Annotated in this window: 22 protein-coding genes; 10 read left to right on the top strand and 12 right to left on the bottom strand. The window is 36.7% G+C overall.

Going from position 1 to position 24,975, the window contains the following annotated elements:
• Positions 1–26 precede the first annotated feature (26 nt).
• The 3 genes from MM236_RS09615 to MM236_RS09625 form a co-directional block, all read right to left on the bottom strand.
• Positions 27–464 (bottom strand): rhodanese-like domain-containing protein, encoded by a 438-nt coding sequence (locus tag MM236_RS09615; protein ID WP_241274761.1) that lies wholly within the window; start codon positions 462–464, stop codon positions 27–29.
• A gap of 222 nt (positions 465–686) precedes the next feature.
• Positions 687–1,397, bottom strand: coding sequence for a Crp/Fnr family transcriptional regulator (locus MM236_RS09620; RefSeq protein ID WP_241274762.1), 711 nt, complete (start codon positions 1,395–1,397; stop codon positions 687–689).
• Between the two features lie 76 nt (positions 1,398–1,473).
• Positions 1,474–1,956, bottom strand: coding sequence for a type I restriction enzyme HsdR N-terminal domain-containing protein (locus MM236_RS09625; protein ID WP_241274763.1), 483 nt, complete (start codon positions 1,954–1,956; stop codon positions 1,474–1,476).
• Positions 1,957–2,007: 51 nt separating this feature from the next.
• Between MM236_RS09625 and MM236_RS09630 the strand changes: the two genes are divergently transcribed.
• On the top strand, positions 2,008–3,648 hold the full coding sequence (locus MM236_RS09630) for an amidohydrolase (protein ID WP_241274764.1): 1,641 nt from the start codon (positions 2,008–2,010) through the stop codon (positions 3,646–3,648).
• A 342-nt stretch (positions 3,649–3,990) separates the two neighbouring features.
• Here MM236_RS09630 and MM236_RS09635 read toward each other — a convergent pair whose 3' ends face one another.
• A complete protein-coding gene (locus MM236_RS09635) occupies positions 3,991–4,575 on the bottom strand; it encodes a DUF4136 domain-containing protein (protein WP_241274765.1) in 585 nt (194 codons plus the stop codon).
• A 401-nt stretch (positions 4,576–4,976) separates the two neighbouring features.
• Between MM236_RS09635 and MM236_RS09640 the strand changes: the two genes are divergently transcribed.
• The gene (locus MM236_RS09640; protein WP_241274766.1) at positions 4,977–5,693 is read left to right on the top strand and encodes a metallophosphoesterase family protein; all 717 of its coding nucleotides are present in this window, start codon (positions 4,977–4,979) and stop codon (positions 5,691–5,693) included.
• A gap of 80 nt (positions 5,694–5,773) precedes the next feature.
• Here the strand turns inward: MM236_RS09640 and MM236_RS09645 are convergent, their stop codons facing one another.
• Positions 5,774–6,847 carry a mannose-1-phosphate guanylyltransferase gene (locus MM236_RS09645; protein WP_241274767.1) on the bottom strand — a complete coding sequence of 358 codons (1,074 nt, stop codon included), beginning with the start codon at positions 6,845–6,847 and terminating at the stop codon, positions 5,774–5,776.
• A gap of 9 nt (positions 6,848–6,856) precedes the next feature.
• Positions 6,857–7,825, bottom strand: coding sequence for a KpsF/GutQ family sugar-phosphate isomerase (locus tag MM236_RS09650; RefSeq protein ID WP_241274768.1), 969 nt, complete (start codon positions 7,823–7,825; stop codon positions 6,857–6,859).
• Between the two features lie 100 nt (positions 7,826–7,925).
• On the opposite strand from MM236_RS09650, the gene recQ reads away from it, so the two are divergent.
• From recQ to MM236_RS09670, 4 genes are read left to right on the top strand one after another with little or no spacing between them, the layout of a single operon-like run.
• The gene (gene recQ, locus MM236_RS09655) at positions 7,926–10,103 is read left to right on the top strand and encodes a DNA helicase RecQ (RefSeq protein WP_241274769.1); all 2,178 of its coding nucleotides are present in this window, start codon (positions 7,926–7,928) and stop codon (positions 10,101–10,103) included.
• A gap of 14 nt (positions 10,104–10,117) precedes the next feature.
• On the top strand, positions 10,118–11,416 hold the full coding sequence (gene purD / locus MM236_RS09660; protein ID WP_241274770.1) for a phosphoribosylamine--glycine ligase: 1,299 nt from the start codon (positions 10,118–10,120) through the stop codon (positions 11,414–11,416).
• Between the two features lie 43 nt (positions 11,417–11,459).
• Entirely contained in the window at positions 11,460–12,929 is a 1,470-nt protein-coding gene (locus tag MM236_RS09665; RefSeq protein WP_305037098.1) for a PSP1 domain-containing protein, read from the top strand.
• The gene (locus MM236_RS09670; protein WP_241274771.1) at positions 12,922–13,392 is read left to right on the top strand and encodes a gliding motility lipoprotein GldH; all 471 of its coding nucleotides are present in this window, start codon (positions 12,922–12,924) and stop codon (positions 13,390–13,392) included. The genes MM236_RS09665 and MM236_RS09670 overlap by 8 nt, the downstream gene beginning before the upstream one ends.
• Positions 13,393–13,406: 14 nt before the next feature.
• Here the strand turns inward: MM236_RS09670 and MM236_RS09675 are convergent, their stop codons facing one another.
• Together MM236_RS09675 and MM236_RS09680 are read right to left on the bottom strand one after the other, a co-directional pair.
• The gene (locus MM236_RS09675; protein ID WP_241274772.1) at positions 13,407–17,342 is read right to left on the bottom strand and encodes an AAA domain-containing protein; all 3,936 of its coding nucleotides are present in this window, start codon (positions 17,340–17,342) and stop codon (positions 13,407–13,409) included.
• 5 nt (positions 17,343–17,347) lie between these two features.
• Positions 17,348–18,160 carry an SDR family oxidoreductase gene (locus MM236_RS09680; RefSeq protein WP_241274773.1) on the bottom strand — a complete coding sequence of 271 codons (813 nt, stop codon included), beginning with the start codon at positions 18,158–18,160 and terminating at the stop codon, positions 17,348–17,350.
• 255 nt (positions 18,161–18,415) lie between these two features.
• On the opposite strand from MM236_RS09680, the gene MM236_RS09685 reads away from it, so the two are divergent.
• Positions 18,416–19,036: a Pr6Pr family membrane protein gene (locus MM236_RS09685; RefSeq protein WP_241274774.1), complete on the top strand. Its 621-nt coding sequence runs from the start codon at positions 18,416–18,418 to the stop codon at positions 19,034–19,036.
• A 232-nt stretch (positions 19,037–19,268) separates the two neighbouring features.
• Here the strand turns inward: MM236_RS09685 and MM236_RS09690 are convergent, their stop codons facing one another.
• Entirely contained in the window at positions 19,269–19,415 is a 147-nt protein-coding gene (locus tag MM236_RS09690; RefSeq protein WP_241274775.1) for a hypothetical protein, read from the bottom strand.
• 258 nt (positions 19,416–19,673) lie between these two features.
• Here MM236_RS09690 and rlmD point away from each other — a divergent pair, with 258 nt between their 5' ends.
• The 3 genes from rlmD to MM236_RS09705 all read left to right on the top strand — a co-directional run bounded on the left by rlmD (position 19,674) and on the right by MM236_RS09705 (position 22,259).
• Positions 19,674–21,080 carry a 23S rRNA (uracil(1939)-C(5))-methyltransferase RlmD gene (gene rlmD / locus MM236_RS09695; protein WP_241274776.1) on the top strand — a complete coding sequence of 469 codons (1,407 nt, stop codon included), beginning with the start codon at positions 19,674–19,676 and terminating at the stop codon, positions 21,078–21,080.
• Positions 21,077–21,454, top strand: coding sequence for a hypothetical protein (locus tag MM236_RS09700; RefSeq protein ID WP_241274777.1), 378 nt, complete (start codon positions 21,077–21,079; stop codon positions 21,452–21,454). The genes rlmD and MM236_RS09700 overlap by 4 nt, the downstream gene beginning before the upstream one ends.
• A 445-nt stretch (positions 21,455–21,899) precedes the next feature.
• Positions 21,900–22,259 carry a hypothetical protein gene (locus MM236_RS09705; protein WP_241274778.1) on the top strand — a complete coding sequence of 120 codons (360 nt, stop codon included), beginning with the start codon at positions 21,900–21,902 and terminating at the stop codon, positions 22,257–22,259.
• 22 nt (positions 22,260–22,281) lie between these two features.
• Here MM236_RS09705 and MM236_RS09710 read toward each other — a convergent pair whose 3' ends face one another.
• The 3 genes from MM236_RS09710 to mce all read right to left on the bottom strand — a co-directional run bounded on the left by MM236_RS09710 (position 22,282) and on the right by mce (position 24,502).
• Positions 22,282–22,968 (bottom strand): ERCC4 domain-containing protein, encoded by a 687-nt coding sequence (locus MM236_RS09710; protein ID WP_241274779.1) that lies wholly within the window; start codon positions 22,966–22,968, stop codon positions 22,282–22,284.
• A 95-nt stretch (positions 22,969–23,063) separates the two neighbouring features.
• A complete protein-coding gene (gene thiL, locus MM236_RS09715) occupies positions 23,064–24,095 on the bottom strand; it encodes a thiamine-phosphate kinase (protein WP_241274780.1) in 1,032 nt (343 codons plus the stop codon).
• A 5-nt stretch (positions 24,096–24,100) separates the two neighbouring features.
• On the bottom strand, positions 24,101–24,502 hold the full coding sequence (mce, locus tag MM236_RS09720; protein ID WP_241274781.1) for a methylmalonyl-CoA epimerase: 402 nt from the start codon (positions 24,500–24,502) through the stop codon (positions 24,101–24,103).
• Between the last annotated feature and the right edge of the window lie 473 nt (positions 24,503–24,975).

A 24,975-nucleotide genomic window follows, 5' to 3' on the forward strand; every position in this document is an offset into this window, starting at 1 on the left:
TGGGTTCAACCAGTATCTATTCAATTCTAATAAACCTTCTCCCCTTTTTTCAACCAAACTCCCCAAGATCGACTATAAGCATGCACAAATTCTGTCTTTTCTCCGTTCTTGTAAACAGGCTTATCTTCATTGACCCAGTGAAAAATACCTCCATACAAATTGTAAACATCTTTATAACCAGCCTCTTTAAGCTTTTTTCCAATTTCCTGACTTCTCGCTCCTATGGAGCAGTACACGACTATTTTTTGATCTTTTGGAATGGTCTTGACAGCTTCTAAAGAAAATGTATTATAACCAATCCATTTTGCCCCTTTGATATGACTTACATCAAACTCTACCTTCTCTCTCGCATCAAGAAAAGCAGCCTTTTTCAAAATCTCATCATCTAACCCTACTAATGGAAAATCTTTATCATATACTCCCTTGAGCAATGTTTTGTACGCAAAACTTTGAGCGAAAGACATATTTGAAAGTAAAAGGAATATAAATAAAATTGAATATTTCAAATTCATAAAATTGCAAGTCTAATTATCACAAGTATATTTTAGTGATTTTGTAACAAATATACAGTACAATGAACCAAGAACTCCCACTTACTAGGCTGGGCCTAATTTAAACGTTTAGACATTACTACCAAAACCCCAAGATCCATAGTATATACTTCCAACAATCCTGTATAACCAAAATCACCCATAAAAATCACTAAGTCTTGCCAATCCTTTTTTGTTCAAAATAATGATTCTTTTTCCTTCAAATTCGATTAAATCATCCTTCTTAAATTCAGAAAGTAACCTAATGACTGTTTCAGTGGCTGTTCCTACAAGTCCTGCGATTTCCTCTCTTGTCAAGACGATATCGATTTTCTCACCTTCACCGCCATCAACCCCGTAAGTATCGCCAAGTTTGAGAAGAGTAAAAGCAAGCCTTTCACGAATGGATTTTTGGGTAGCATCCGTCAATTTCTCTTCCATGACACCAATATCTTGGCACAATGCTTTGGTAAGCCTTCTGTGAAAATTATTATCTTCCAATAGGATTTTCAAAAACACTTCCTTTGGAACGAAACAAATTTTAGCATCTTCGACAATTGTTGCTGTACTCGAATACACTTCTTCTCCTAGCATGGACGAATAACCCAGAAACTCCCCTTTTTGGGCTAACCTGATTATTTGTTCCTTTCCATTTGAAGCTGTTTTGAAAACTTTCACAATACCTCCACTGATGCAAAAAACTCCCAAGGGCTTCGTTCCTTCATAATATAAGATTTGACCTTTTTTGTGGGAGATGAAATTTTTGTTGTCTGAAAGATTACATAAATGAGCATCTGAGAGATCGGAAAACATGGAAAACTTTCTACTAAGGCATAGTTCACAAGGACTGCTTTTTTCTCTAATCATGTCAAGATATTTAATTTATGCTTGGGTATTTTTGAGTAGTTAAAGGTAGCGAAAATCCACCAATAAACCCGAAAAATTATATATTATGCCCAATTGATGGTAAATCTCTTATTTGAACAAATTGTCCTTTCTCTTGATCAAACTGTAAAAACAAATGCAGCTTACCGTTTGTAATTCCGATATAAGGCGCATTGATAGTTTTGTTATAAATGCAAACTTGTTCAACAGTTTTTTGAGTCAATTTAATTTCCGGAGCTTTGCATTCCACCAATAAAAAAGGCATACCATTTCGATCATGAACCAATACATCAAAACGCTTTTGCAAAAGGTTATATTTTAGGCCTTTTTCCATTGAAAAAAGGCTTTTTGGATACTTATATTTTTGGATCAACACCTGGATGATATGTTGCCTCACCCATTCTTCTGGTGTCAATATCAAATACTTCTTTCTAAGTGAATCGAAAATGCTTATTTTTCCATTCTTTTCCTCCTGAAGCTTAAATTCGAAGTTCGGAAAATTCAAAGGCTCTTGTAGAAAAGAATAATTATGCTCAATCATACCACAAAGATGGGAGCTTTTACTTAAAGAATATAAACCAAAATCACCCAAATGAAAAAATTGTTATACACATTATCCTTTTCGCTCGCATTGTACTTGATGGTCTCTTGTGGTTCACAAAAAGAACAAGTAGATTTTATCGTCCACAACGCAACAATCTACACGGTATCTGAAGGGTTTGACATCGTAAAAGCTTTCGCTATCAAAGATGGAAAATTCGTTGCTACAGGAAGTAATTCTGATATTTTATCTAAATATGAAGCTGCTGAAATTTTAGATGCTCAAGGCCAGACAATCTATCCAGGGTTAATAGATGCCCATGCACATTTCTATCGCTATGGACTTGGGCTTCAAGTTGTGGATTTGCTTGGTGCAGAATCCGAACAAGAACTTATAGAGCGTGTGTTAAAACAGCATGAAAGCACTCCAGACGCCCCATGGATTTTGGGGAGAGGTTGGGACCAAAACCTATGGGAAACAAAAGAATTTCCCACTAAGGATGAACTTGACAGACTGTTTCCTGAAACTCCTGTTTTGTTGACAAGGATAGATGGTCATGCTGCTTTGGTGAATCAAAAAGCACTTGATCTTGGTGGGATTACTGCAAAAACTGAGATGATTGGTGGAAAAGTGATCTTAGAAGATGGAAAACCTACTGGAGTTCTGATAGATAATGCCATCAAATTAGTTTCATCAAAAGTTCCTGATCCAACTGAAGAAGAATCTAGAATTGGCTTATTGGCAGCACAGGAAAATTGTTTTGAAGTAGGTTTGACTACTGTAGTAGATGCTGGACTGGAACGGAGCACTATTGAGCTAATGCACGAAATGCACGAAGAGAAGGCCTTGAAAATGAGGATTTATGCAATGGTGAATCCTACAGATGAAAACATGAAGCATTATTTTGAAAAGGGTACTTATCAAGATGATAATTTGACTGTAAAAAGCTTTAAGATCTATGGAGATGGGGCTTTAGGTTCGAGAGGTGCAGCACTTTTGCAACCTTATCATGACCACACTACCAATTATGGTTTTCTTTTGAATACACCGGAAGCTTTTGATGAGTTGGCAAAAAAAATGTATGAAAACGGGTTTCAAATGAATACGCATTGCATTGGTGATTCTGCAAATAGAACGCTGTTGGATATTTATGCAAAGCATTTGAAAGGGAAAAATGACCTCAGATGGAGAATCGAACATGCGCAAATTGTAAGTAAAGAAGATATATCGAAGTTTGCTTCCTACAGTATAATCCCTTCTGTTCAACCTACCCATGCCACTTCAGATATGTATTGGGCAGGTCAAAGATTGGGACCATTTCGTATCAAAACCGCTTACGCTTACAAAGATTTGTTAGACCAAAATGGCATGTTGGCCTTGGGGAGTGATTTTCCTGTTGAGAACATCAACCCTATGTATGGATTTCATGCTGCTGTGGTAAGGAAAGATGCCAACAACTATCCCTCAGATGGATTCCAGATGGAAAACAGAATCCGTCGAGAAGAAGCTTTGAAAGGAATGACAATTTGGGCCGCCTTCGCAAATTTTGAAGAGAATCTAAAAGGAAGTATCGAAGTTGGTAAATTGGCTGATTTTGTGATTTTTGAAAAAGACATGATGACTGCACCACACAATGAGCTGAGGGATTTAAAGGTCAAAGCTACTTACATCGGAGGTGAAAAAGTTTATTGAACCTAAGAAACAAAAAGGAGAGCGATTCTAATTTCGCTCTCCTTTTTATTGAAAAGAAGCATAGGTCAACTTAAGTAAAACAGATGGCAAATTAAGCACTTAGAATTAACTGAAAAACATGATTTACGTCACGGAATATTTTGTGGAAACTACCTGGAATAATTTCATAATATTTGTATCCGCTTTCTTGCACGTAGCCAATCAATAGAATATTTGATAAATGAGTTGAGGTTGTGTTGACTGTTGACAGTCGTCAGATGGCAAGAATCCGCCACACATAAAACCTCTTCTGAGCCAAAATGCAACATTGGGGATACTCAGATTACATAAACATGCTATTTATTAACGCGCTCTACTTAAGACCCTAAATTGATCCATAACCTTATAAGTGGCACGTGTAAGATCTGAAGAAAGGTCAGGGGAAAGCAAATCGAATGCTGCGGGTGTATATCCTTGCCAAATTGTATTTCCCTTTTTGTTATCAATCACAAAAATAACAAGCATCCCATTGTTTTGAGAATATTTCACATTGTTGTAATTCTCATCTTTTTCTTTGTCTTCAGGCTTTAGTTCGTCAACTTCTTCTGTTACAAATGCACCTTTTCTTTGCAACCAATAATCAAAATTCGGTTGTTCGTATCCTCTATATTTTACTTCTTCTTTAAAAACTTTGTAATTCACCAACAAGTCTGGCTTGTCATCCTGAAGCTTGAAACCTTGAGAACCTAATCTGTTCGAGATGGTTCTTTTGATTATGGTTACAAACTCTTCATCATCTTCTTCTGGATTGTCTATAAAACCGAAGGTTTTGTACTTTTTAAAATTTGCAGAATAATTGAAATCATATTCTGCAATAAAGTCCTTTTGGGAGAAACATCCTGTCATTATCAATAAGATAACCAAGGAGAAAACTGGTGAATTTTTCATTTTAAATTAATTTAGTTAGATATTTATGTCATAAGTGTATTTACGATTTTTAATAAAGTTTAAGATTTTAGCCAGTTTCAAAATTGGTCATATCTTCAACAGTTTATTTTCACCACATGTTTGGATTGACCCAGACATTGAGATACTTGAATTAAATTTGCTTAGCTTGTGGATATTAGGGTGTTAGAAGTTTTTTAATTTAAGAAATTCAATTCATGTTCGAAAGAATTTTAACAAATTAACTTCATATATGTTTTTTTGTTTGTGAAATATAGGATATTGGCGATCAAACATTTATGTAAATATTTCTTTAAAAAAAGGCTCATTTGATGCCAAATTCGCTTACTTTCGTCTATAGTGCAGCATAAAAAATCCGGAAAACTCTAACCAAAAAAAATAATATGTCGCTTTTTATCATCGGAGATGTTCATGGCTGTTTCCATTCATATCTTAAATTGATGGATCATTGGGAGCCAAAAACAGAGACCCTCATTCAACTAGGAGATCTTGTCGACAGAGGTAACTTTTCTCCTTTGACTCTGAGGTTAGCTTTCGAAATCAAAAAGGTTTTTAAAAACTCAGTTCATTTCCTCAAAGGAAATCATGAACAAATGATGATCAACTACCTTCAAGGGGAAGACCATTCTGACCATTGGCTAAACAATGGTGGTAAAGAAACTCTAGAACAATTCAAAAAAGAGAATTTAAATCCCGAATCTTACCTTGGCTGGCTTAGTTCCATGCCTTTGTTTTGGGAAAATAAAAATGTAGTAGTATCACACGCTGGCTTCTCTGGAATAGGTTCACCATTAGATCTCGACAATACAGATGGCGTATTATGGAATAGAAAATCCTTAGTGAATTTAGGCAAACTACAAGTAATAGGACATACACCTTTGGTGGATGGAAGGCCAGAATTCCAAAGTAGCAGCAATTCTTGGAATATAGATACAGGTGCATACAAAGGCCATTGCCTCACAGGAATAAAACTCAAAAAAGATGGTACATTTTTGGAAACAATTAGCATTCCTACAATTACAAAAGATTACAATTCTACTTCTAGTCAATTCCATACAGGATTGATAAAAAGTTCTATTGAGGGGAAATCCAGAATATAATTCAATCAAGAAATTTGAAATCCTCTTTATTGATTTCAAATTTCTTGAATGTGTTTTTTTAACTATAATCGATTTAATTACTACACAAAGTTCTCACCTTTTGCTTTGGCGTCAATTACGAATTCCCTAAACTTCTTTTCAGCATCAAGTTTACAGATTAGTAGCACATTTTCAGATTCAGTAACAAGGTAGTTTTCCAAACCTTGGATAACTACTAATTTATTGGACGAAACTTTCACATAGCAGTTTTTGGTGTCGTATAGAAGTGCATTGGCTTCCACTACATTTTCCTCAACGTCTTTATCTTGTATTTCATACAATCCCATCCACGAACCCAAATCAGACCAACCAAAATCTCCCAAAATCACATATACCTCCTCTGACTTTTCCATTATTCCAAAGTCAATCGAAATATTTTTCACTTGAGAATAAGCCTTGATGATAAATTCATGTTCTTGATCTGTATTGTAATATCCCACTCCTTCTTCAAAAACCTCTGCGACTTCAGGCATGTATTTCTCAAAAGCCTTGATGATACTTTCCACTTTCCAAACAAACATCCCAGAATTCCAGACAAAATCACCACTTTCTAAAAAGGTCTTGGCCAACTTCAAATTTGGTTTTTCGGTAAATGTCTTTACTTTTTTGGCCGCTTTAGAATCGTCGACAAAATATTGGATATAACCATAGCCTGTTTCAGGTCTATTCGGCTGAATTCCAATAGTAATCAATCGGTCATGTTGCTCACATGAATTCAAGGAAGTTTCAATATTCAGAATAAATTTTGATTCATTGAGTATCAAATGGTCTGCTGGGGTTACGATAACTTTTGCGTGAGGGTCTTTTTCCGAAATTTTATAACTCGCATAAGCAATACAATTTGCCGTATCTCTCCTTTGGGGTTCTTTCAAAATGTTGGATACTGGAATATCGGGCAATTGTTCTCTCACTAAATCAAAATAATGCTTATTGGTAACCACTAGAAACCTATCGGAATCAGTCATGCTCAAAAATCGATCATAGGTCATCTGAAGCAAGGATCTTCCGGTACCAAGGATATCCAAAAATTGCTTGGGCCTATTGTTTCTGCTATATGGCCAAAAACGAGAGCCAATCCCTCCAGCCATGATTACTACATATGGTTTTTCCTGCATTGGTCAGTATTATACGATACCCTCTTTCATTAAGTCATGAATATGGATAAACCCAGCGATTTTATCGCCATCCATAGCCACTAGTTGTGTAATATTAAATTCTTTCATTCTATTCAAAGCCCTGATTGCAAATTCATCCTGTGAGATAGTTTTAGGGTTTTTAGTCATTATTTCAATTGCCTTCACTTGTTGGATATCTGCACCTGATATCAGCATTCTTCTCAAATCCCCATCAGTAATTATACCAAGCAATTTATGATTTTCATCCACAACGGCAGTTGCACCTAACCTTTTGCTGCTTATCTCTACGATAATTTCGGTCAAAAGGGCATCTTTTTTTACAATCGGGATCAAATTCTTTGGTATTACATCGAAAACAGTCAAATATAGTTGCTTCCCGAGAGCCCCACCTGGGTGATAAACTGCAAAATCTTCTGGTGAAAACCCTCTTGCTTCCAATAAGCAAACGGCAAGTGCATCACCCATGGCCATATGAACCGTGGTACTGGTAGTCGGTGCTAGATTGTTTGGACAAGCTTCTTGATCAATAGTGGCATTTAGTACAAAATCAGCATTTTCAGCCAAATAACTATTCACGTTACTGACTAAAGCTATGAGTTTTGACCCTAATCGTTTGAGCAAAGGTACCAAAACCTTTATCTCAGGGGTGTTTCCACTTTTCGAAATACAAATTACGAAATCATTTTTTTGAATCATACCCAAATCTCCATGAATCGCATCAGCGGCATGCATAAATAAAGCTGGTGTACCAGTGGAATTAAGTGTGGCTACTATTTTATTGGCTACGATTGCACTTTTGCCAATACCTGTAATCACTACTCTTCCTGATGAGGCCAAAATAGCCTCAACACAGGCCACAAAATCATCATCTATAAAATTTATTAGATTTTGAACCGCATTTGCCTCCTTTTGGAGCACTTCGATAGCGCTAGTTTTAATATTTTTTGTTAATTTCAATTTTGACAGGCTTTATCATTAAATTTGTATCAAAGGTAAAAAAGAAATCCTTAAAGTTTAATGAATACCCAAAAGCGGAACATTAAAACGTCATTGTGAAGTGGATCAATCAGTAAAAGAAAATCTAAAAGAAATATTTGGTTTCAGTCAGTTTAGAGGAAATCAAGAAGCCATTGTTGATAACATCCTTGGAGGTAGCAATACATTTGTAATCATGCCAACAGGAGCCGGAAAATCGTTATGTTACCAACTTCCAGCTGTGATCAAAGGCGGTACAGCTGTAGTCATATCACCATTGATTGCACTGATGAAGAATCAGGTTGACCAGCTCAATGCCTTTGGCATCAACGCATACTTTCTGAATTCAACCCTAAATAAATCAGAGACAACGAAAGTCAAAAAAGAAGTTCTTGCAGGCAAAACGAAACTCCTTTACGTGGCTCCTGAGTCTCTTACCAAAGAAGAAAATGTACTTTTCCTCAAAGAAGCCAACATAAGTTTTGTTGCTATTGATGAAGCACATTGTATCTCAGAATGGGGACATGATTTCAGGCCTGAATACCGTAGAATCAAATCTATAATTGCCCAGATCGGTGAGAAACTACCAATAATCGCTCTTACGGCTACAGCTACTCCAAAAGTACAACAAGACATTCAGCGAAATTTGCAGATGGAAGAGGCTGATCTGTTTAAGTCTTCTTTCAACAGAACCAACCTTTATTATGAGGTGAGGCCAAAAGTGAAAAATGAGACCAAAAAACAAATCATCAAGTACATAAAAGGCCACAAAGGCAAATCAGGTATCATCTATTGCTTGAGCCGCAAAAAAGTGGAAGAAATTGCTTCTCTGCTTCAAGTAAACGGTATCAATGCAGCCCCATACCATGCTGGACTAGATCAAAGTATCAGAATCAAAAACCAAGATGATTTCCTCAATGAGGAACTTGATGTGATAGTAGCCACGATTGCTTTTGGAATGGGAATCGATAAGCCTGATGTAAGGTATGTGATTCACTATGACGTACCAAAATCCCTGGAAGGCTATTATCAAGAAACTGGACGAGCTGGTAGAGATGGACTTGAGGGACATTGCTTGATGTTCTACAAATACGAAGACATTGTAAAATTAGACAAATTCAATAAAGACAAGCCGGTAACAGAACGTGAAAACGCGAAGGTCTTGCTCCAAGAAATGGCTGCTTATGCAGAAAGCTCTGTTTGTAGAAGAAAAACGCTACTTCACTACTTTGGCGAATACATGGAAAAAGACTGTGGCTTCTGTGACAACTGTAAACACCCCAATGAAAAGTTTGAAGGCAAAGATTATTTGGTCTCTGCGATACAAGCTGTCAAAGAAACCAACAACCGTTTCAATATTGAGCATATCGTCAAAGTAATCAGAGGAGAGCAAAATGACTACATGAAAAGCTATGGTCATGATAAGCTCAGTATATTTGGTGTTGGTTCTGAAGAAGATGAAAGACTTTGGAAAACTATCATCCGACAAGCGATGATCAATGATTTCATTGAGAAAGACATAGAAAACTATGGAGTCATAAAAGTAACTGCAAAAGGCTTAGAATACATCAAAGAGCCATATAGCATTTCTATGAGCAAAGACCACGATTTTGAAAAAATGCTCATAGCAGAAGCCTCAGATGACATTTCAAATGGAGCAAAAGCCTATGATGAAAAGCTTTTTGAATTGCTCAAAGCAGAGCGAAAGAAAGTCGCAAAATCAAAAGGATTACCTCCTTATGTAATTTTCCAAGATCCTTCATTGGAAGAAATGGCAACCGTCTATCCTACCACCAGAGATGAATTGGCGCAAATAAATGGCGTCGGTATGGGAAAAGTCACTAAATTTGGCTCGTCATTTCTAAAATTGATCGAAAACTATGTAGAGGAAAATGATATCATGACAGCCTCAGACGTAGTCGTCAAAACTGCTGGAAGTAGATCAAAAGTAAAAATTTCAATAATCCAGCAAGTGGATAGGAAAATCGATCTTGATGAAATAGCAGAAAATTTGAATATCTCCATGGCTGAATTGCTTCAAGAGATCGAGCAAATCATCTACAGTGGTACAAAATTGAATATCAATTATTACATTGAAAATATCATGGACGAAGACCGAGAGGATATTCTACATGATTATTTCATGACTGCTGAAAGTGACAACATCAAAGCAGCTTTGAGTGAACTCGAAGATGAAGATTTTGGCGAAGAAGAAATCCGTGTGTATAGAGTAAAATTCATCTCTGAACACGCAAATTAAACTGAAATTCACAAATGAATATATTATTATTAGGAAGCGGAGGTAGAGAGCATGCCTTTGCTTGGAAAATTGTAGGCAGCCCGAAATGTTCAAAACTTTTCGTAGCTCCAGGAAATGCAGGAACTGCCCAAATTGCCCAAAATATTTCGATTGGAATCAACGATTTCGAAGCTTTAACAGAATTCGTATTGGAAAACAATATCGGAATGGTGGTAGTGGGGCCAGAAGAGCCTCTTGTAAAAGGAATAGTTGATTATTTTCAAGCCAATCCAGCAACAAAAGAACTCCCTATAATTGGTCCAGGTCAACTTGGAGCCACCATGGAAGGATCGAAGGACTTTTCTAAGCAGTTTATGGAACGAAACAATATTCCAACTGCTGCTTCTGAGACCTTCACAAAAGATAACATCAACCAAGCTTACAAGTTTATTGATGCACAGACCATTCCAGTTGTCTTGAAAGCAGATGGTTTGGCAGCAGGAAAAGGTGTTTTGATCTGCCAAAGCCACCAAGAAGCGAAGGAATCTCTTCGAGAAATGCTTGTGGAAAACAAATTTGGCGAAGCCTCATCCAAGGTTGTGATAGAGCAATTTCTCGATGGTATTGAGCTTTCGGTATTTGTGGCTACAGATGGAAAGAGTTACAAAATCCTCCCTGAGGCAAAAGATTATAAGAGAATAGGCGAAGCAGATACAGGATTGAACACTGGTGGCATGGGAGCTGTAAGCCCTGTCCCATTTGCAGATACTGATTTTATGCAAAAGGTAGAGGAAAGAGTGATCAAACCTACTGTAAACGGACTTCACAAAGAAAAAATTAGATATACTGGATTTCTATTTATCGGTTTGATGAATATTGGAGGAGATCCTTACGTGATAGAATACAATGTCCGTATGGGCGATCCAGAAACTCAAGCTGTCCTTCCTAGGATAAAAAGTGACTTTGTCGATTTACTTTACTCTATGGGAACGATGAATTTGGATAATTACAAAATTGAATTGGAATCCTTTACCTCTACGACGGTCGTGTTAGTGGCAGGTGGATATCCAGGAGATTACAAAAAGGGCGATAAAATTTCTGGCTTAGGTAAGCAAGTAAAGGAAAATAATTCGTTGGTATTCCATGCTGGCACTACGCTAAATTCAGATGGCGATGTATTGACAAACGGCGGAAGAGTAATCGCCGTTACCGGTATAGGTCAAGATGTAGAGTCGGCCCTTTCAAATGCATACAGCAAAGTAGCTGAAATCACTTGGGATGCTCAGTATCACAGAAAAGATATTGGTCAGGATATTCTGGCGTTAGTAAAGTAAACCCAATTTAACGAGGAGCGAAAGGCTCCCTTTTGATATAATTATGGCAGGATGTAGTAGCTGCTCTACCACCACCGGATCGAGTGGAGGATGCCAAAACAACGGCACTTGTGGTACGAGCGATTGTAATAAAATGAATGCATTCGACTGGCTATCCCACATGGGAATCCCAGTTGTAGATAAGTATAATGTAGTAGAAGTGAAATTTAAAGGCGGTAGGAAAGAATATTACCGCAATGTAGATCACCTTCAACTCACTACCGGAGACCCAATTGTCGTGGATGTTCCCAATGGGCATCACATTGGCTGGGTATCTTTACAGGGAGAATTAGTCCGTCTTCAAATGCAAAAACGGAAAATCAAGGATGATGATAGCATCCTAAGGATATACCGTGTCGCAAATCAGAAAGACATTGAAAAATGGGAAGAATCAAAAAATCGAGAAGTTCCTACTATATACAGAACAAAGCAAATCATTGACGAGCTGAAGCTTGACATGAAATTGTCTGACGTGGAGTTTCAAGCTGACAATTCAAAAGCTACATTTTACTATTCCGCAGAAGATAGGGTTGATTTTAGAGAACTGATCAAATTGCTTGCATCGGAATTCAAAATCCGTGTAGAAATGCGTCAGATCAGCCTAAGACAGGAAGCGGGAAGACTAGGTGGAATCGGAGTATGTGGAAGGGAACTTTGCTGCTCTACTTGGATTCATGATTTCAAAAGTGTCAGCACTTCTGCTGCCAGATACCAAAATCTTTCCCTAAACCCAACCAAGCTTTCCGGTCAATGCGGCAGGTTAAAATGCTGCTTGAATTATGAGTTGGACACTTATATGTCTGCACTGGAGGATATTCCGACTGTAGAAAAACCATTGTTCACTGAGGCTGGCCCAGCAAAACTTCAAAAGACGGATATTTTCCGGAAACTGATGTGGTTTAGCTACAACAATGAAAACAACTGGCATTCCATCACCTGCGAACGTGTGATGGCTATTCAGTTAATGAATGCAAAAGAAATCAAGCCTTTTGACCTCCAAAATGACCACTCTAAAGATGCTGAAGATAAAATCAGTAGATCCAATATGGAGTTGGAGGCCCTCGACAAAAAATTCAGCACGACAACTACAAAGAAAAAGAAGAAAAAGAAAAAACCTAGAAATCGTGTGGAAGGAGAAACTATCCCTCAAGCTGATTCTACTCAAAGGCAAAATAAGCCTGCACCACAAAACCCGAAAAATCCAATTGCTTCAACTGAACCTAAAGAGGGTAACAGAGATAGAAATAGATTCAAGAAGAACAGGATGGGTAGAAAAAATGTGGATCAAAACAATAAAACCGAGAATAAAGTAGAAGGGAATAAAAATACCGGAACACCAAAACCTAGGAATAACCCAAGGCCAAAGCCTGAAGGAAACGCTGAAAATAAACTAAGAGAAAACAAACCGGCGGCTAAAAGAAGATATCCACCAAGAAATAAAGGAGACCAAAACAAAGGTGATCAAAATGAATAAAATAGGTGGTTTATTTCTTATCCCATTTATATTGATATTGGTTTTTTCCTGCAATAGCGATCGGGTTTTTGAAGATTATAAGGGGATGGAAACGCAATCTTGGCACATTGCTGATACAGTTGCTTTTGATTTGCCTCAATCAGATGAAGCTTTAAGTTCATTAATCGGAATCAAATACAATGTTGATTATCAGTTTAGAAACCTTTATGTCAAGTATTTTCTTTCTGATAGTCTTGGGAATAAATTTGAATCGCAATTGCTTAATGTATCCTTGTTTGATAGTAAAGAAGGCCGGCCCACAGGGGCTGGTTTTGGTAGCTCTTACACTAGGTTTGACACTTTACCTCTACAAAGTAATAACCGATTTTCTAAAATAGAGTTTGTCCAATACATGCGAGTAGAAGAATTGAAAGGAATTGAAGCAATAGGCTTCAAGCAGGTAGAAAAAGAGTCCAATAATTAGAAAATTGGACTCTTTTATTTTTCAAGAATATCTTTTCCCATCCAATATTGACGGCTAAAGTAAAAATGATATGGCCAAGATTTTTGTTTCAGTTGCATACAGTGATAGACAAAAGCTTCCTTGGAACTGCTAGTATTATAAAGTCTTTGGTCATCCGTCAAAATGGCTTCTACATAGCCCTCCCCTTCTTTCTTGACAGCCAAATCCAACCATGATGATTCGTCATAACTTGATATATTGACACCATTACTCGTGGATAATAACCTGTTTTTTAGTGTCCAACTTTCTTCGAAACCTGCACTAGTATTTTGTTCAAATTCTACAGATTTCCCTTTTGATATATCCTCCACAAACCTTAAGTACTTCTTGAGCATTTCAATACCAGGATTATTGAGTTGCTCTTTTTTGAAATCCTTAGATGTCAGACTTGTAATCAAACTGATCTTTCTCTTCGCTCTTGTGATTGCGACATTCAGCCTATTTTGGCCACCATTTTTGGAAAGCATACCAAAGTTAGCTATCAATCTTCCTGCCTTGTTTTTCGCATATCCTGTGGAGAATATGACCCAATCAAATTCATCCCCCTGCACATTTTCTATATTCTTGATTGACAAATGACTGCGATCAATAGATTCTTCCATTTCAGCCAATTTTGAAATCAATTCCATCTGGAAAAAATTAAAAGTAATGACTCCAACAGAATAATTTGGATGGGTCTTCTGCACTTTCTTTACGGTTTCTATTACGGTCTCAGCTTCAACCGCATTTACTTGATTTTCCCATATTCCATCGACATGAATAAACTCAAAGGGTATCTCATTAGCATTCACCAACTCTCTTTCAGTCAGCATTTCCAACTTATCTTGATAGAAGTGATGATTTGAAAACTCAATCAACGGTTTTTGAGAACTTCGGTAATGTCCTTTCAGCCAAAATTTTTTGAAAAAACTGGATGATAGGTCTAGCAATGACTCTGTATCTACTTCCAATCCCTCTTCGTCAGAATCCAGCCGGACCTGATACAAGTCAAAAGGCTGTAGCTGTTGGGAATCTCCAGCAATCACCACTTGCTTGCCCCTTAGCATGGCTGGAAGTCCTCGTTCTACATAACATTGGGATGATTCATCAAAAATGACCAAATCAAAATTTTGTTTCAAAGGAAACAATGCTGAAACCGTCTCTGGCGAAGCCATCCAACAAGGCATCAAGTTAAATATCTCTTCCTCAAAATTTTCAACCAACTTTTTGATGGACCACAGCTTTTTCTTCTTACTTACTTGATGTAGTAGTTCCCGATAAGTTGTCCTATTATTAAGTCTATTAAATTCAAGTTTTTTAAACGTCTGTTCCCGAATCCTGAGCTCAGAAATATGCTGTGACAAACTCCACTTCTCTTCTACAGCATCTATCAAATCGTTATGTAAGTTCAGGAACTTGGCAGTTCCAACCTCTCTTAAAACAGGATATTTTGACTCAATATGATCTATCCAAGAAGTACTCAATCCTACCAAAAACAAATGACTCAATTGTTCATATTCGTGGTCTGGAAATTCATCCAAAAGCTTCTCCATTACTTGGATATCAGTCACAGAAAGCCTTTTTCTCAATTTATCAAATTCCACCAATTCCTCGAAAACATGTGGTATTTGCTCTTTTTGATCCAAAAAGGATTTTTCAGGAGGATGCGAAATTAGATGTTGAATTTGTATTTTACTCAAATAAATACTCCATGAATCAATTTTTGACTCCAATTTCAAAATGAAATTTTCAATCCTATTGATCAAACTTAAAACCTCTTTTGATGACGAATCTGAACTCAAAATAGCATTTTCCAAACCCTCTAAATCCTTCATCACAAACCTAGCCTGGATAGCATCTAAGTGCGTTGAGGAAAAATGATTGAATGTAGAAAAGTCAAATGGCTTCTGGGGCAAGTTCAACCAATCTTTTTGGTTGAGTAATGTATATTGGTGATTGAGGTTTAACCTGTTTTCCAATTTCTTTACCAACAAACTAAAATCATGGTCATTTTCCTTCAAATGGTGTGTTTTGATCAACTCGATTACTCTACGGTATTTATTTTTGTTGAATTTCAAATTGATTTTACCCCACCAGGATTTTCTACTTTCTATATATTCCAACAATTCTGACAAAGTATCCTGAACTTCCCCGTCAGGAATTTGCCACTCCACCCCTTCTTCTGAAAGCAAAGATTTTACTGTTTCGAATTTATTTTCTAACCAAAGAAGATCAAAAACATCACTTGGTTGGTCAATGATATCATCAAAAACAATTTGTCTATCTAAGAGGTGTAAATATTGCTTGAATTTGCATAAGCTTGCCTTTTTCTCAAAAATCGAGAATAAAAAAGATGCGTTTAACCCATTAATTCCCGCAAACTCTCGATCAAAATCTGATTTAATACTTTCGATCTCCGAAAGAATTTCTTTCAAACGCTTCGAAGCTGTCACACCAAAACTGCTAAAATCAACTCTGTGAAGCCAAAAAGATTTTGCATTTTGATACTTTTTGTAATAAATCTCATATTCCTTCAAATCTCTCAAAAAATCAGCAACTCTGTCCCAAGTAAAACTCTTGTAAAATTGAGTCAGATCTATTGACTCATCATCAAGTTTTGACGTCATGTAGAGCTGTTTGATTGGTATTCCACATTCTTCAGTATTAAAAAGACTTTTTTTATAATCATCAAAATAATCCAAAGAAGTGTCTATAGCTCTGGATAGTTGAGAGAATTGACGTTCGTAATGAATTGCATCAATTCCCCTATTTAACTCTTGATAGTGATCAATAGAATCGATTTGAGCTTTCAGCTTCTGGAAAAGCAGCTTCCTATCAGTCCTAAAATCATGAATCAACCCCAAAAAGGCTCCAAACCCTTTTTCTTCAAGTCTATTATAGACCACATCTAAAGCAGCTCTTTTTTGAGAGACTATCAGCACTTTTTTGCCTCTGGAAATGTAATCTACCGCCAGATTACTGATCAACTGAGACTTCCCTGTGCCCGGAGGCCCTTCGACCACACAAGAATCACCTGATCTCACGGCTTTTACTACAGCTTCTTGACTTGCATCCAAAGGAAAAACATTATACAGTTGGTCTTCCCTTGGTGAGCTTGACTCTCCTTCTTTCGCAAAACGGGCAGCAAGCAAGTCTTCGAGATCGGACTCATTTTCTGCCATCAATTGCTCATAATCTTGGATCAAAAAGCTCGATTTCTGTGAAAATTGTCCCAAAATAGCATAAGGTCTTAATTTGAGGACACCAGAAGCTAACTGCTCTTCATCAATACTCTTACTGCTTTCAGGAAATCCAGCCAACTTTTGCTCGTACAGTTCTTGGTTAAAATTTATAGAAAAATTTTCTTTTAGGAAATCATAAATCATCGATAAAAAACCAGTTACCTCTTTCGGTGCTTCTTCAAAAATATTCTCATCCTTGATAGCAGGCGCCAAATATGCTCGCTGATAAGCCAATATAAATGTTTTGTTGAATATGATCTGTGAAGAAGCATTTCTTTTTAGAACCCAATTGTCATGTTCCTTTGCAAGAATAACAGGAAAAAACAGCAAGGGACATCTTATGATTTGATCATTTATCAATTTGCCTTCTACGAAAGGATAGGCAACATAAAGACTTTTCTCTCCAGTTTCTTCTTCTGTTGTTTTTACTTGTTGGAAAATTGATTGAAGATTTTTTGAAAAATGGTTAAGCTGCTTGTCTCTTGGATCAGAAGTAGAAATCAAGGGGATGGATTTTTCTCCCTGAATCAATTCCCTGATATATTCGTATGGATCAGAATGCTTTAGAAATTCAAGACTTTTCAAGTCAATCATTTGTGAAGAAAAAAGCTTTGGGAGATACAAAGACCTATTTCTACTGGAGAGATCCGTCAAACGATTAAGATATACCTGAAAAGTGTTTTTGATCATATTTGCTATTTGAATGGGGAATCTTTTTCTTTTGCCATTTGATTATAGACCACGCCATCCATGATTCCCGGTATCCATTTGTTCAAAAATACCGCCAATTTTCCTTGAGTTGTCAAAACAATCTCTCTTTTTCTTTTGGCAGTAGCATTCAGGATATGTTCTGCAACTTCTTCAGGAGACATCATTTTTGCTTCATCACGTGGAGAAGCACCTTGAGGGGAGCCATCGGCAAGCAATGCATTTGATCTGATGTTAGAAGCAGTGAAGCCAGGGCAGGCTACAAGTACATGTACATCTTTTTTTAACAACTCAGTACGTAAGGATTCAAAAAAGCCGTTCATCGCAAATTTGCTGGCAGTATATGCAGTCCTAGCCGGAGTTCCTCTGTATCCATTGATTGACGAAATCCCAATGATGCTGCCTTTGTTTTGGGTAATTGACTCCAAACAATATTTCGTAGCGTAAACTGAACCCCAAAAATTGATATCCATTACCTTTTTGAACACCTCAATATCCAAATCCTGAAAAAGGGCCCGCATCGAAATACCTGCATTGTTGATCAAAATATCTATTTTCCCAAATTGGGAAATTGCAGTCTCAGCCATTCTTTTATTGTCCTCTTCTAATGCTGAGTCTGCCAATACACCAATTGCCGCTATTCCATGGTTTTGTAGTTTGACCAATGAATTATCAAGCTTAACCTGACTTCGACCTGTTATCACCACCTTTGCACCCTCTTTGCCAAACGCCAAAGCACATGCCTCACCTATTCCTGATGTTGCTCCTGTGATGATAACTACCTTTTCCTTAAATTTCATTTCATTTTAATTTGACTGCAAAGATAAAAATTTAGCATGTATGCCTAGCGGTGATTATTTTTTTTGATCAAATTTCTGATTTTTGGAACATGCAACATTTTTTTGATGCCTCTTTTGAAAGAAACCTTCATTTTGAGCATCAACCTTGATCATTTTTCAATTTATTGATAAAATTCATTTAATTGGCTAAATTTCTTAAATCTTAAGACATTCAAGCTTAAGAATGTTTTGAGATTATCTAACTTCCAGCTAAAAATGAAAAGAAAACTAGCGATTTTATTCGCAATAATTGCCTGGTTTGCAGTAATTGTTCAGTTTTATATAATGATAGAAAATAGGGTTTCTTCAATATCAGAAACTGTCATTAGATTTTTTAGTTTCTTTACTATTTTGACAAATATCATTGTCGCAATCTATTTCTCAAGTCAATCCACCAAAAGTAAAGTCTCTGGATTTTTTGATCAACCTGGCAGACTTACTGCTGTCACTGTTTATATATTGGTAGTTGGGTTGGTATATCAATTTGTCTTAAGGCAAGTCTGGGAACCTACAGGAATGCAAAAAATAGTTGATGAATTGCTTCACTCAGTGACGCCAGTAATTACTTTGATCTATTGGTTTCTATATGAAAAAAAGAAAATGGTCAAATGGTCTGAAGTTCCAAATTGGCTAATTTATCCAGCTGTCTATCTTATTTACATCCTTTTTAGAGGGGATTTTTCAGGATTCTATCCCTATCCTTTTGTCAATGTCCCCGAGATAGGTATTCAACAAACATTCATCAATTCTTTTTTTGTTTTAATACTTTTTTTAGTGCTTTCGTATGGAATGATTTTGATTGGGAAAGGTTCTGTGGCAAATTCTAAAGACGCTTAAAAAATTCAACTCTTTCAGAGTTGGAAGCAGATGGCATTATTTGCATAGCTTTTTTCCTCCGCATTGACATGCGGGGTTAATTAAGGTTTATCCCCGTTGGGGATAGTAGTACGCTTTAGTTCCTGGAAGGAACAAATTTGAGTAACCCCGGATAAAATCCGGTGGACAATGAAATCATTTCACTAATCTTACTGACAACTCCAAAGGAGTTGAATTTGAAAAGGATGAATCTTTAATAAATAGAATCTTTTTCAATAACAATCTGATAATAAAAATTCCAATCCAATTGATCAATAAGGTCAATTACAACAGCTAATTCTGCATTCTTAGAAATGGTTTTTTCTCTAAGTCCATAATCCGAAATCAACTTAACTTTCATTATTATCCAATATGTATTTTCGCAATTATGCCCGTATCCAAATTTATATAGGTAAATACCTTAAGTTCAATGCTGTCGTCAGTTGACAGACGACCGTCGACGATTATCTGCATGATATCATGCGAAAATTCACCTCCTAGTGTCATTGCGGAAAATCATATAATCCAAATAAAGATTTGACCTTATTGCATCCAAAATATGAAAAGCATATTTCAATAATACCCATTTACATTGACTTTTTTGATTAATTTTGCGCCCATGTCGAGAAAAATGAAAAATAAGGTTGTCGAGAACCTGACTATTGAGAGAATTGCTACTGAAGGGAAATGTGTTGGACATCATGAAGGTAAAGTGGTATTTGTTCAGGGCGTGGCACCTGGAGATGTCGTAGATGTAAGAATCACCCGAGGTAAAAGCTCCTTCATGGAAGGTGAGGCCATTAAATTCCATGAATTTTCAAAAGATAGAATTGACCCATTTTGCTCCCACTTTGGCACCTGCGGAGGCTGCAAGTGGCAACATATCAATTATGATTTACAAAAAACCTATAAAAGACAGCAGGTTGTAGATCAGTTTACCCGAATCGGTAAAGTAGAAATTCCCGAGGTAGAACCGATTATAGGCTCTGCAAATACACAATACTATAGAAATAAGCTTGATTTTACTTTTTCGAACAACCGTTGGCTTACACGCGAAGAGATTGACTCAGGAGCAGAATTCGAGAGAAATGCACTTGGTTTTCATATTCCGAAGATGTTTGATAAAATTGTAGATATCGAACATTGCTACCTTCAGGGTAATATTTCAAATGATGTAAGAAATGAATTGAGAAAATTTGCACTAAGCAACGAGCTTTCATTCTATGACATCAGAAATCAAGTTGACCTGCTTAGAAACCTCATCATCCGAACCACAAGCACTGGCGAAAGCATGGTCATTGTTCAGTTTGGTGGTGACAATGAAGCGGAAATTGACTTGGTGATGAATTTTCTTCATGAAAAATTCCCGCAAATCACTGCATTGCTTTACATCATCAATTTGAAGAAAAACGAGACTTTCAATGATCTTGAAGTGGTGACTTTTGCTGGAAAAGACTACATTGAAGAAGAAATGGAAGGGTTGAAATTCAGAATTGGTCCAAAATCATTTTACCAAACCAACTCAGACCAAGCATATGAACTATACAAAGTCACGAGAGAATTTGCGGGATTGAAAGGAGGTGAGGTAGTTTATGATTTGTACACCGGAACAGGTACGATTGCAAACTTTGTTGCCAAGCAAGCCAAACAAGTCATTGGGATCGAATACGTAGAGGCAGCAATAATTGATGCCAAGCTAAATTCCAAAGTCAACGGATTGGAAAACACGCTATTCTATGCAGGTGACATGAAGGACATGCTGAATGACGAGTTTATCGCGACGCATGACAAACCTGATGTCATTATCACAGATCCACCAAGAGCCGGTATGCATGATGATGTTGTCAATATGCTCCTTAAACTTGAAGCTCCAAAAATCGTCTATGTAAGCTGCAATCCAGCGACTCAAGCAAGAGATGTTGCTTTGCTTTCAGAGAAATATAGTGTAGATAAAATTCAACCTGTGGATATGTTTCCACAAACTTATCATGTTGAAAATGTAGTACTCCTAACCCTGAAATCATGATATCAGACTTTAACGACCCGGAATTGAGTGGGAAATACCTTGGAACGATCACCAAGGATTTTCTTAATGTTTCAGAAATCCTCAAAGAGGCATCTTATCAAGTCAGAAGTAGGAAATTCTCCAAATTCCCCATTTTTCCAATATCCAAGGAAGAGCAACCTATCGGTCAGCTCCTCTTGGGAAAAGAAGAGAAAAATCTTGATTGGAATTATTACATTACCTATATCGATGAATTTATCCAAAGAAAATTGATCGCAGAGGAACTTCGAGAAGAATTCGAAAACAACTACAAAAACCCTGATGAATTCTGCTGCCTTTTCGTGATGGATAAGGAGTTTACGAGTTTTGTTTATATTCCATTTCCGGAGGAGTAGGAAGGTGCTCGCAAATGTGGCGGTGGAGCAAAGGAGCCCAAGGGATTGAGAAATTGGAAGAACTTGACCCGAGTATTAGGATTGGAAAATTGGAAGATTAGAAGATTTTTGGATTAACTTGTCTGATGGGGTTGATTGGAAGTTTGGGAATTGGAATGTTCAAAAGTTACAAAGTTGGAAGGTTAGGGAGTCCTCGTAATGTGGGTGTCTTTGTGCAATGAACATCTTTTCCGTTTAGGGGAATTGTACTGGTACAAAAATATTGGAAGAGCTTGTCCGTTGCGGAGGATTTGATAATTCATTGATTCATTGAGAGATTTTTACCATTGTCATTTACGCCTACTTTTCTTCCTTTTTCTCTCTTCCAAAAACATTCTAATTCCAGAATAGGGAGAAAGACTATGATAATAGACTAGAAGAGATATAATCCCAACAAAAATCAAACTTGACCCTCCTACTACATTTAAGTCCACAAGATGCTTTAGATTTTATATTTTCAACTAATCAATGGATTGACGAAACACAAACTCAAGAAGTGAAAAATAAACTGATTGAACTTACAAAACTTATTGGTTCTTATCAAGATAATGAAGCCATTGCTAATAAAAGCGTTGGTCAAAACTATTTGCTTTATAAATTTCTTGTAAAACATGATCGCCAACCTATAAGGTTTATGTTTATCTATTATAAACCAAAAGATAAATGGCAATTACAGAAATTCCAATACGATGACAATTTAGAAAATGAGTTAATAGAGGCATCCAGTGCTTACAGACTAACTGAGAATCTCCCATGTGATCAGTAGAAAATTTCTTCGATTAATTAGTTCAATTCACATCATTCAAAATAACCTTCATTTTCTGCACAGTGGATTTTCCTATTCCTATTACGGATAGCAAATCTGATTCTGAGGCATTGAATATATGCTGAAGGCTACCAAAATGATTCAGTAGGTATTCTGCCCTATCGGCACCAATTCCTGGAAATCCTTCAAGGATATGGATTTTTTGTTTTAAAAACTTATCTGATTTCTGAAATTTAGGCTTTAGCCTTGGATAAAGTTTATAATCTGCCAATTTATCCTTTGTAAGTTGTTTGAAAGATTGGAGCATAACTGAAACAGTTTCTTTCCGAGTCTTAGCTCTTATAATAGGGATTTTGAAAATCAAGGATACAGACATTAAAATTGATTGAACTGCATTTTTGCTAAAACCTAAATTCTTGTATTCTCTTTTTCGACCTTCCAAAATCAGACAAGCAGGTACTTTTGAATTAGCCAACTTACCAACCTGCTTAAAAAATCTTCCATCTTTAATAGAAGCACTAAAATCTGAAGGGGTTTTTCTCTCAACAATTAATTCCGAATCTAGAAGATAATCCCCTACAAGCAACCGTTCTTTCCTTACAATGATGTTTTTGTAAAAAAGCAGATACTCAAGCATCGCATCAGGCTCCCTATCATCAATCACAATCTCCAACGGATAAAACTTCGACCCACTCAAAAAATCCTTCATATAGTTAAAAGTTGATTACATCTAAAAATAAAGAAAAAACCAACTATTTTCAATAGTAAAGGGAGCATTTCGCTCCCTTTACTATTGAAAATACATTAAAAATGCTTCCAACCTTGAGCCTTTAATTCTACAACTGTACCGCTCTTGGTAACTAGATTTTTGCCATTTTCTGGCTTGGTTGTGTGTCCGATAAAGTGGATGTCTGCATGCTTTTCCAATTTTTCAAAATCCTTTTGGTCTATTGTAAACAGCAATTCATAATCCTCTCCTCCATTCAATACACAAGTAATTGGATCAAGTCCAAGCTCCACAGCTGTATCAAAAGTCTGCTTGTCGATTGGCAACTTATCTTCATAGATCGTCACGCCAACATTAGATGCTTTGCAGATATGAAAAAGCTCAGAAGCTAGTCCATCGGAAATATCCAACATACTCGTAGGAACTACTCCCAATTCTCGCAATTCATGAATGATATCCATCCTAGCATCTGGCTTCAACTGACGGGCTGTCACAAAAGTGTATTTATCCAAATCAGGTTTCATGTCAGGATTTGCCATAAAAACCTGTTTCTCTCTTTCCAAGATCTGTAATCCTACCAATGCACCACCCAAATCGCCTGTAGCGCAAATGATATCATTGGTCTTGGCTCCTGATCGATAAGACAGCTCTTCTTTTTTGGCTTCTCCGATAGCAGTTATAGAAATGACCAAACCAGATCTAGATGCGGTTGTATCACCACCCACTACATCCACATTATAATGTTCAGCAGCTGCGTTGATCCCGGAATAAAGGGCTTCTACAGCTTCTACAGAAAACCTATTAGATAGTGCCAAGCTTACTGTGATTTGCTTTGGAATAGCATTCATAGCTGCAATATCAGATACATTTACCGCTACAGCCTTGAATCCAACATGTTGCAGAGGGGCGTAAGCCAAGTCAAAGTGTACACCTTCCAAAAGCAAATCTGTAGTCACTACCTTCACATGATCGCCTGCTTCGATGACAGCTGCATCATCTCCAATTCCTTTAAAAGTAGATTCATTTTTTATTTTTATGCTTTGATTCAGTCGATCTATCAGTCCAAACTCGCCCAATTCACCGATTTCTGTTCTTTTATTATCTTCCATTATTTTTATTTTCTTTCTTGACATAATTCCACCAAAACACCATTGGTAGATCTGGGATGCAAAAATACAACTAATTTATTGTCCGCGCCTTCTTTTGGTATTTCATTCAATATTTCGAAGCCTTCAGCCTTGAGTCTTCCTACTTCCGCGTGAATATCTTCCACATCAAAAGCAATGTGGTGGATTCCTTCAGATTTTTTTTCTAAATACTTCGCTATGGGACTGTCATCACGTGTTGCTTCCAAAAGCTCTACCTTTGTGTCCCCTACCTGAAAAAATGATGTGAGTACACCTTCACCGGAAACTTCCTCTTCTTTATAATATGATTTTCCCAAAAGCTTTTTGAAAAGCTCCTTAGATTTTTCCAAATCCTTTACCGCAATCCCTAAATGCTCAATTTTTCTCATTTCTAAACTGTTTTGATTTCAAAATTAACATTTTCTAAAAGAAATAAAGAAGAAAGAAAAAGTATCTAAAACGTGAAGAAGGTAGAAAATAAAATATGAATATCCGCCATGGAGCACATAGGGAAAGAAGTAGCTTTGTAAGTTGCGGATACTTGGCATGAGACAACCGTTCACAATCAACAAAACCAAAAATTGTTCATCCAACAATCTATTGTTTGACTACGTGCAAGAAAGCTGAAAATCATAAAATAATAGGATTTTTAGTGAGGTCAGTTGTTTATAGGAAGAATAACTAAGGGGAAAATTAAAAAATGACTCCACCAGCAGTCTTCCCTTAGAAATAAAAAAAAACACATCTTTAATTCATTCTAATAGTGATTAATAATTTCCCCAAACTATTTATCACACAATCTTTTTAAACAAACCACGTTTCAACATCAAATCTCAAAATAATCTTAACTTCACTTTTGAAG

The organism is Belliella calami (assembly GCF_022549695.1).
In the GTDB taxonomy this organism is placed as follows: domain Bacteria; phylum Bacteroidota; class Bacteroidia; order Cytophagales; family Cyclobacteriaceae; genus Belliella; species Belliella calami.

Bases quoted from the DNA above. Each gene is read 5' to 3' on its own strand.
- MM236_RS09635 (WP_241274765.1), bottom strand. From the start codon at position 4,575: ATGAAAAATTCACCAGTTTTCTCCTTGGTTATCTTATTGATAATGACA.
- MM236_RS09645 (WP_241274767.1), bottom strand. From the start codon at position 6,847: ATGCAGGAAAAACCATATGTAGTAATCATGGCTGGAGGGATTGGCTCT.
- mce (WP_241274781.1), bottom strand. From the start codon at position 24,502: ATGAGAAAAATTGAGCATTTAGGGATTGCGGTAAAGGATTTGGAAAAA.
- thiL (WP_241274780.1), bottom strand. From the start codon at position 24,095: ATGGAAGATAATAAAAGAACAGAAATCGGTGAATTGGGCGAGTTTGGA.
- MM236_RS09620 (WP_241274762.1), bottom strand. From the start codon at position 1,397: ATGATTAGAGAAAAAAGCAGTCCTTGTGAACTATGCCTTAGTAGAAAG.
- MM236_RS09630 (WP_241274764.1), top strand. From the start codon at position 2,008: ATGAAAAAATTGTTATACACATTATCCTTTTCGCTCGCATTGTACTTG.
- MM236_RS09710 (WP_241274779.1), bottom strand. From the start codon at position 22,968: ATGAAGGATTTTTTGAGTGGGTCGAAGTTTTATCCGTTGGAGATTGTG.
- MM236_RS09665 (WP_305037098.1), top strand. From the start codon at position 11,460: ATGGCAGGATGTAGTAGCTGCTCTACCACCACCGGATCGAGTGGAGGA.
- MM236_RS09685 (WP_241274774.1), top strand. From the start codon at position 18,416: ATGAAAAGAAAACTAGCGATTTTATTCGCAATAATTGCCTGGTTTGCA.
- MM236_RS09615 (WP_241274761.1), bottom strand. From the start codon at position 464: ATGTCTTTCGCTCAAAGTTTTGCGTACAAAACATTGCTCAAGGGAGTA.
- MM236_RS09625 (WP_241274763.1), bottom strand. From the start codon at position 1,956: ATGATTGAGCATAATTATTCTTTTCTACAAGAGCCTTTGAATTTTCCG.
- rlmD (WP_241274776.1), top strand. From the start codon at position 19,674: ATGTCGAGAAAAATGAAAAATAAGGTTGTCGAGAACCTGACTATTGAG.
- MM236_RS09690 (WP_241274775.1), bottom strand. From the start codon at position 19,415: ATGAAAGTTAAGTTGATTTCGGATTATGGACTTAGAGAAAAAACCATT.
- purD (WP_241274770.1), top strand. From the start codon at position 10,118: ATGAATATATTATTATTAGGAAGCGGAGGTAGAGAGCATGCCTTTGCT.
- MM236_RS09675 (WP_241274772.1), bottom strand. From the start codon at position 17,342: ATGATCAAAAACACTTTTCAGGTATATCTTAATCGTTTGACGGATCTC.
- MM236_RS09640 (WP_241274766.1), top strand. From the start codon at position 4,977: ATGTCGCTTTTTATCATCGGAGATGTTCATGGCTGTTTCCATTCATAT.
- MM236_RS09680 (WP_241274773.1), bottom strand. From the start codon at position 18,160: ATGAAATTTAAGGAAAAGGTAGTTATCATCACAGGAGCAACATCAGGA.
- MM236_RS09700 (WP_241274777.1), top strand. From the start codon at position 21,077: ATGATATCAGACTTTAACGACCCGGAATTGAGTGGGAAATACCTTGGA.
- MM236_RS09670 (WP_241274771.1), top strand. From the start codon at position 12,922: ATGAATAAAATAGGTGGTTTATTTCTTATCCCATTTATATTGATATTG.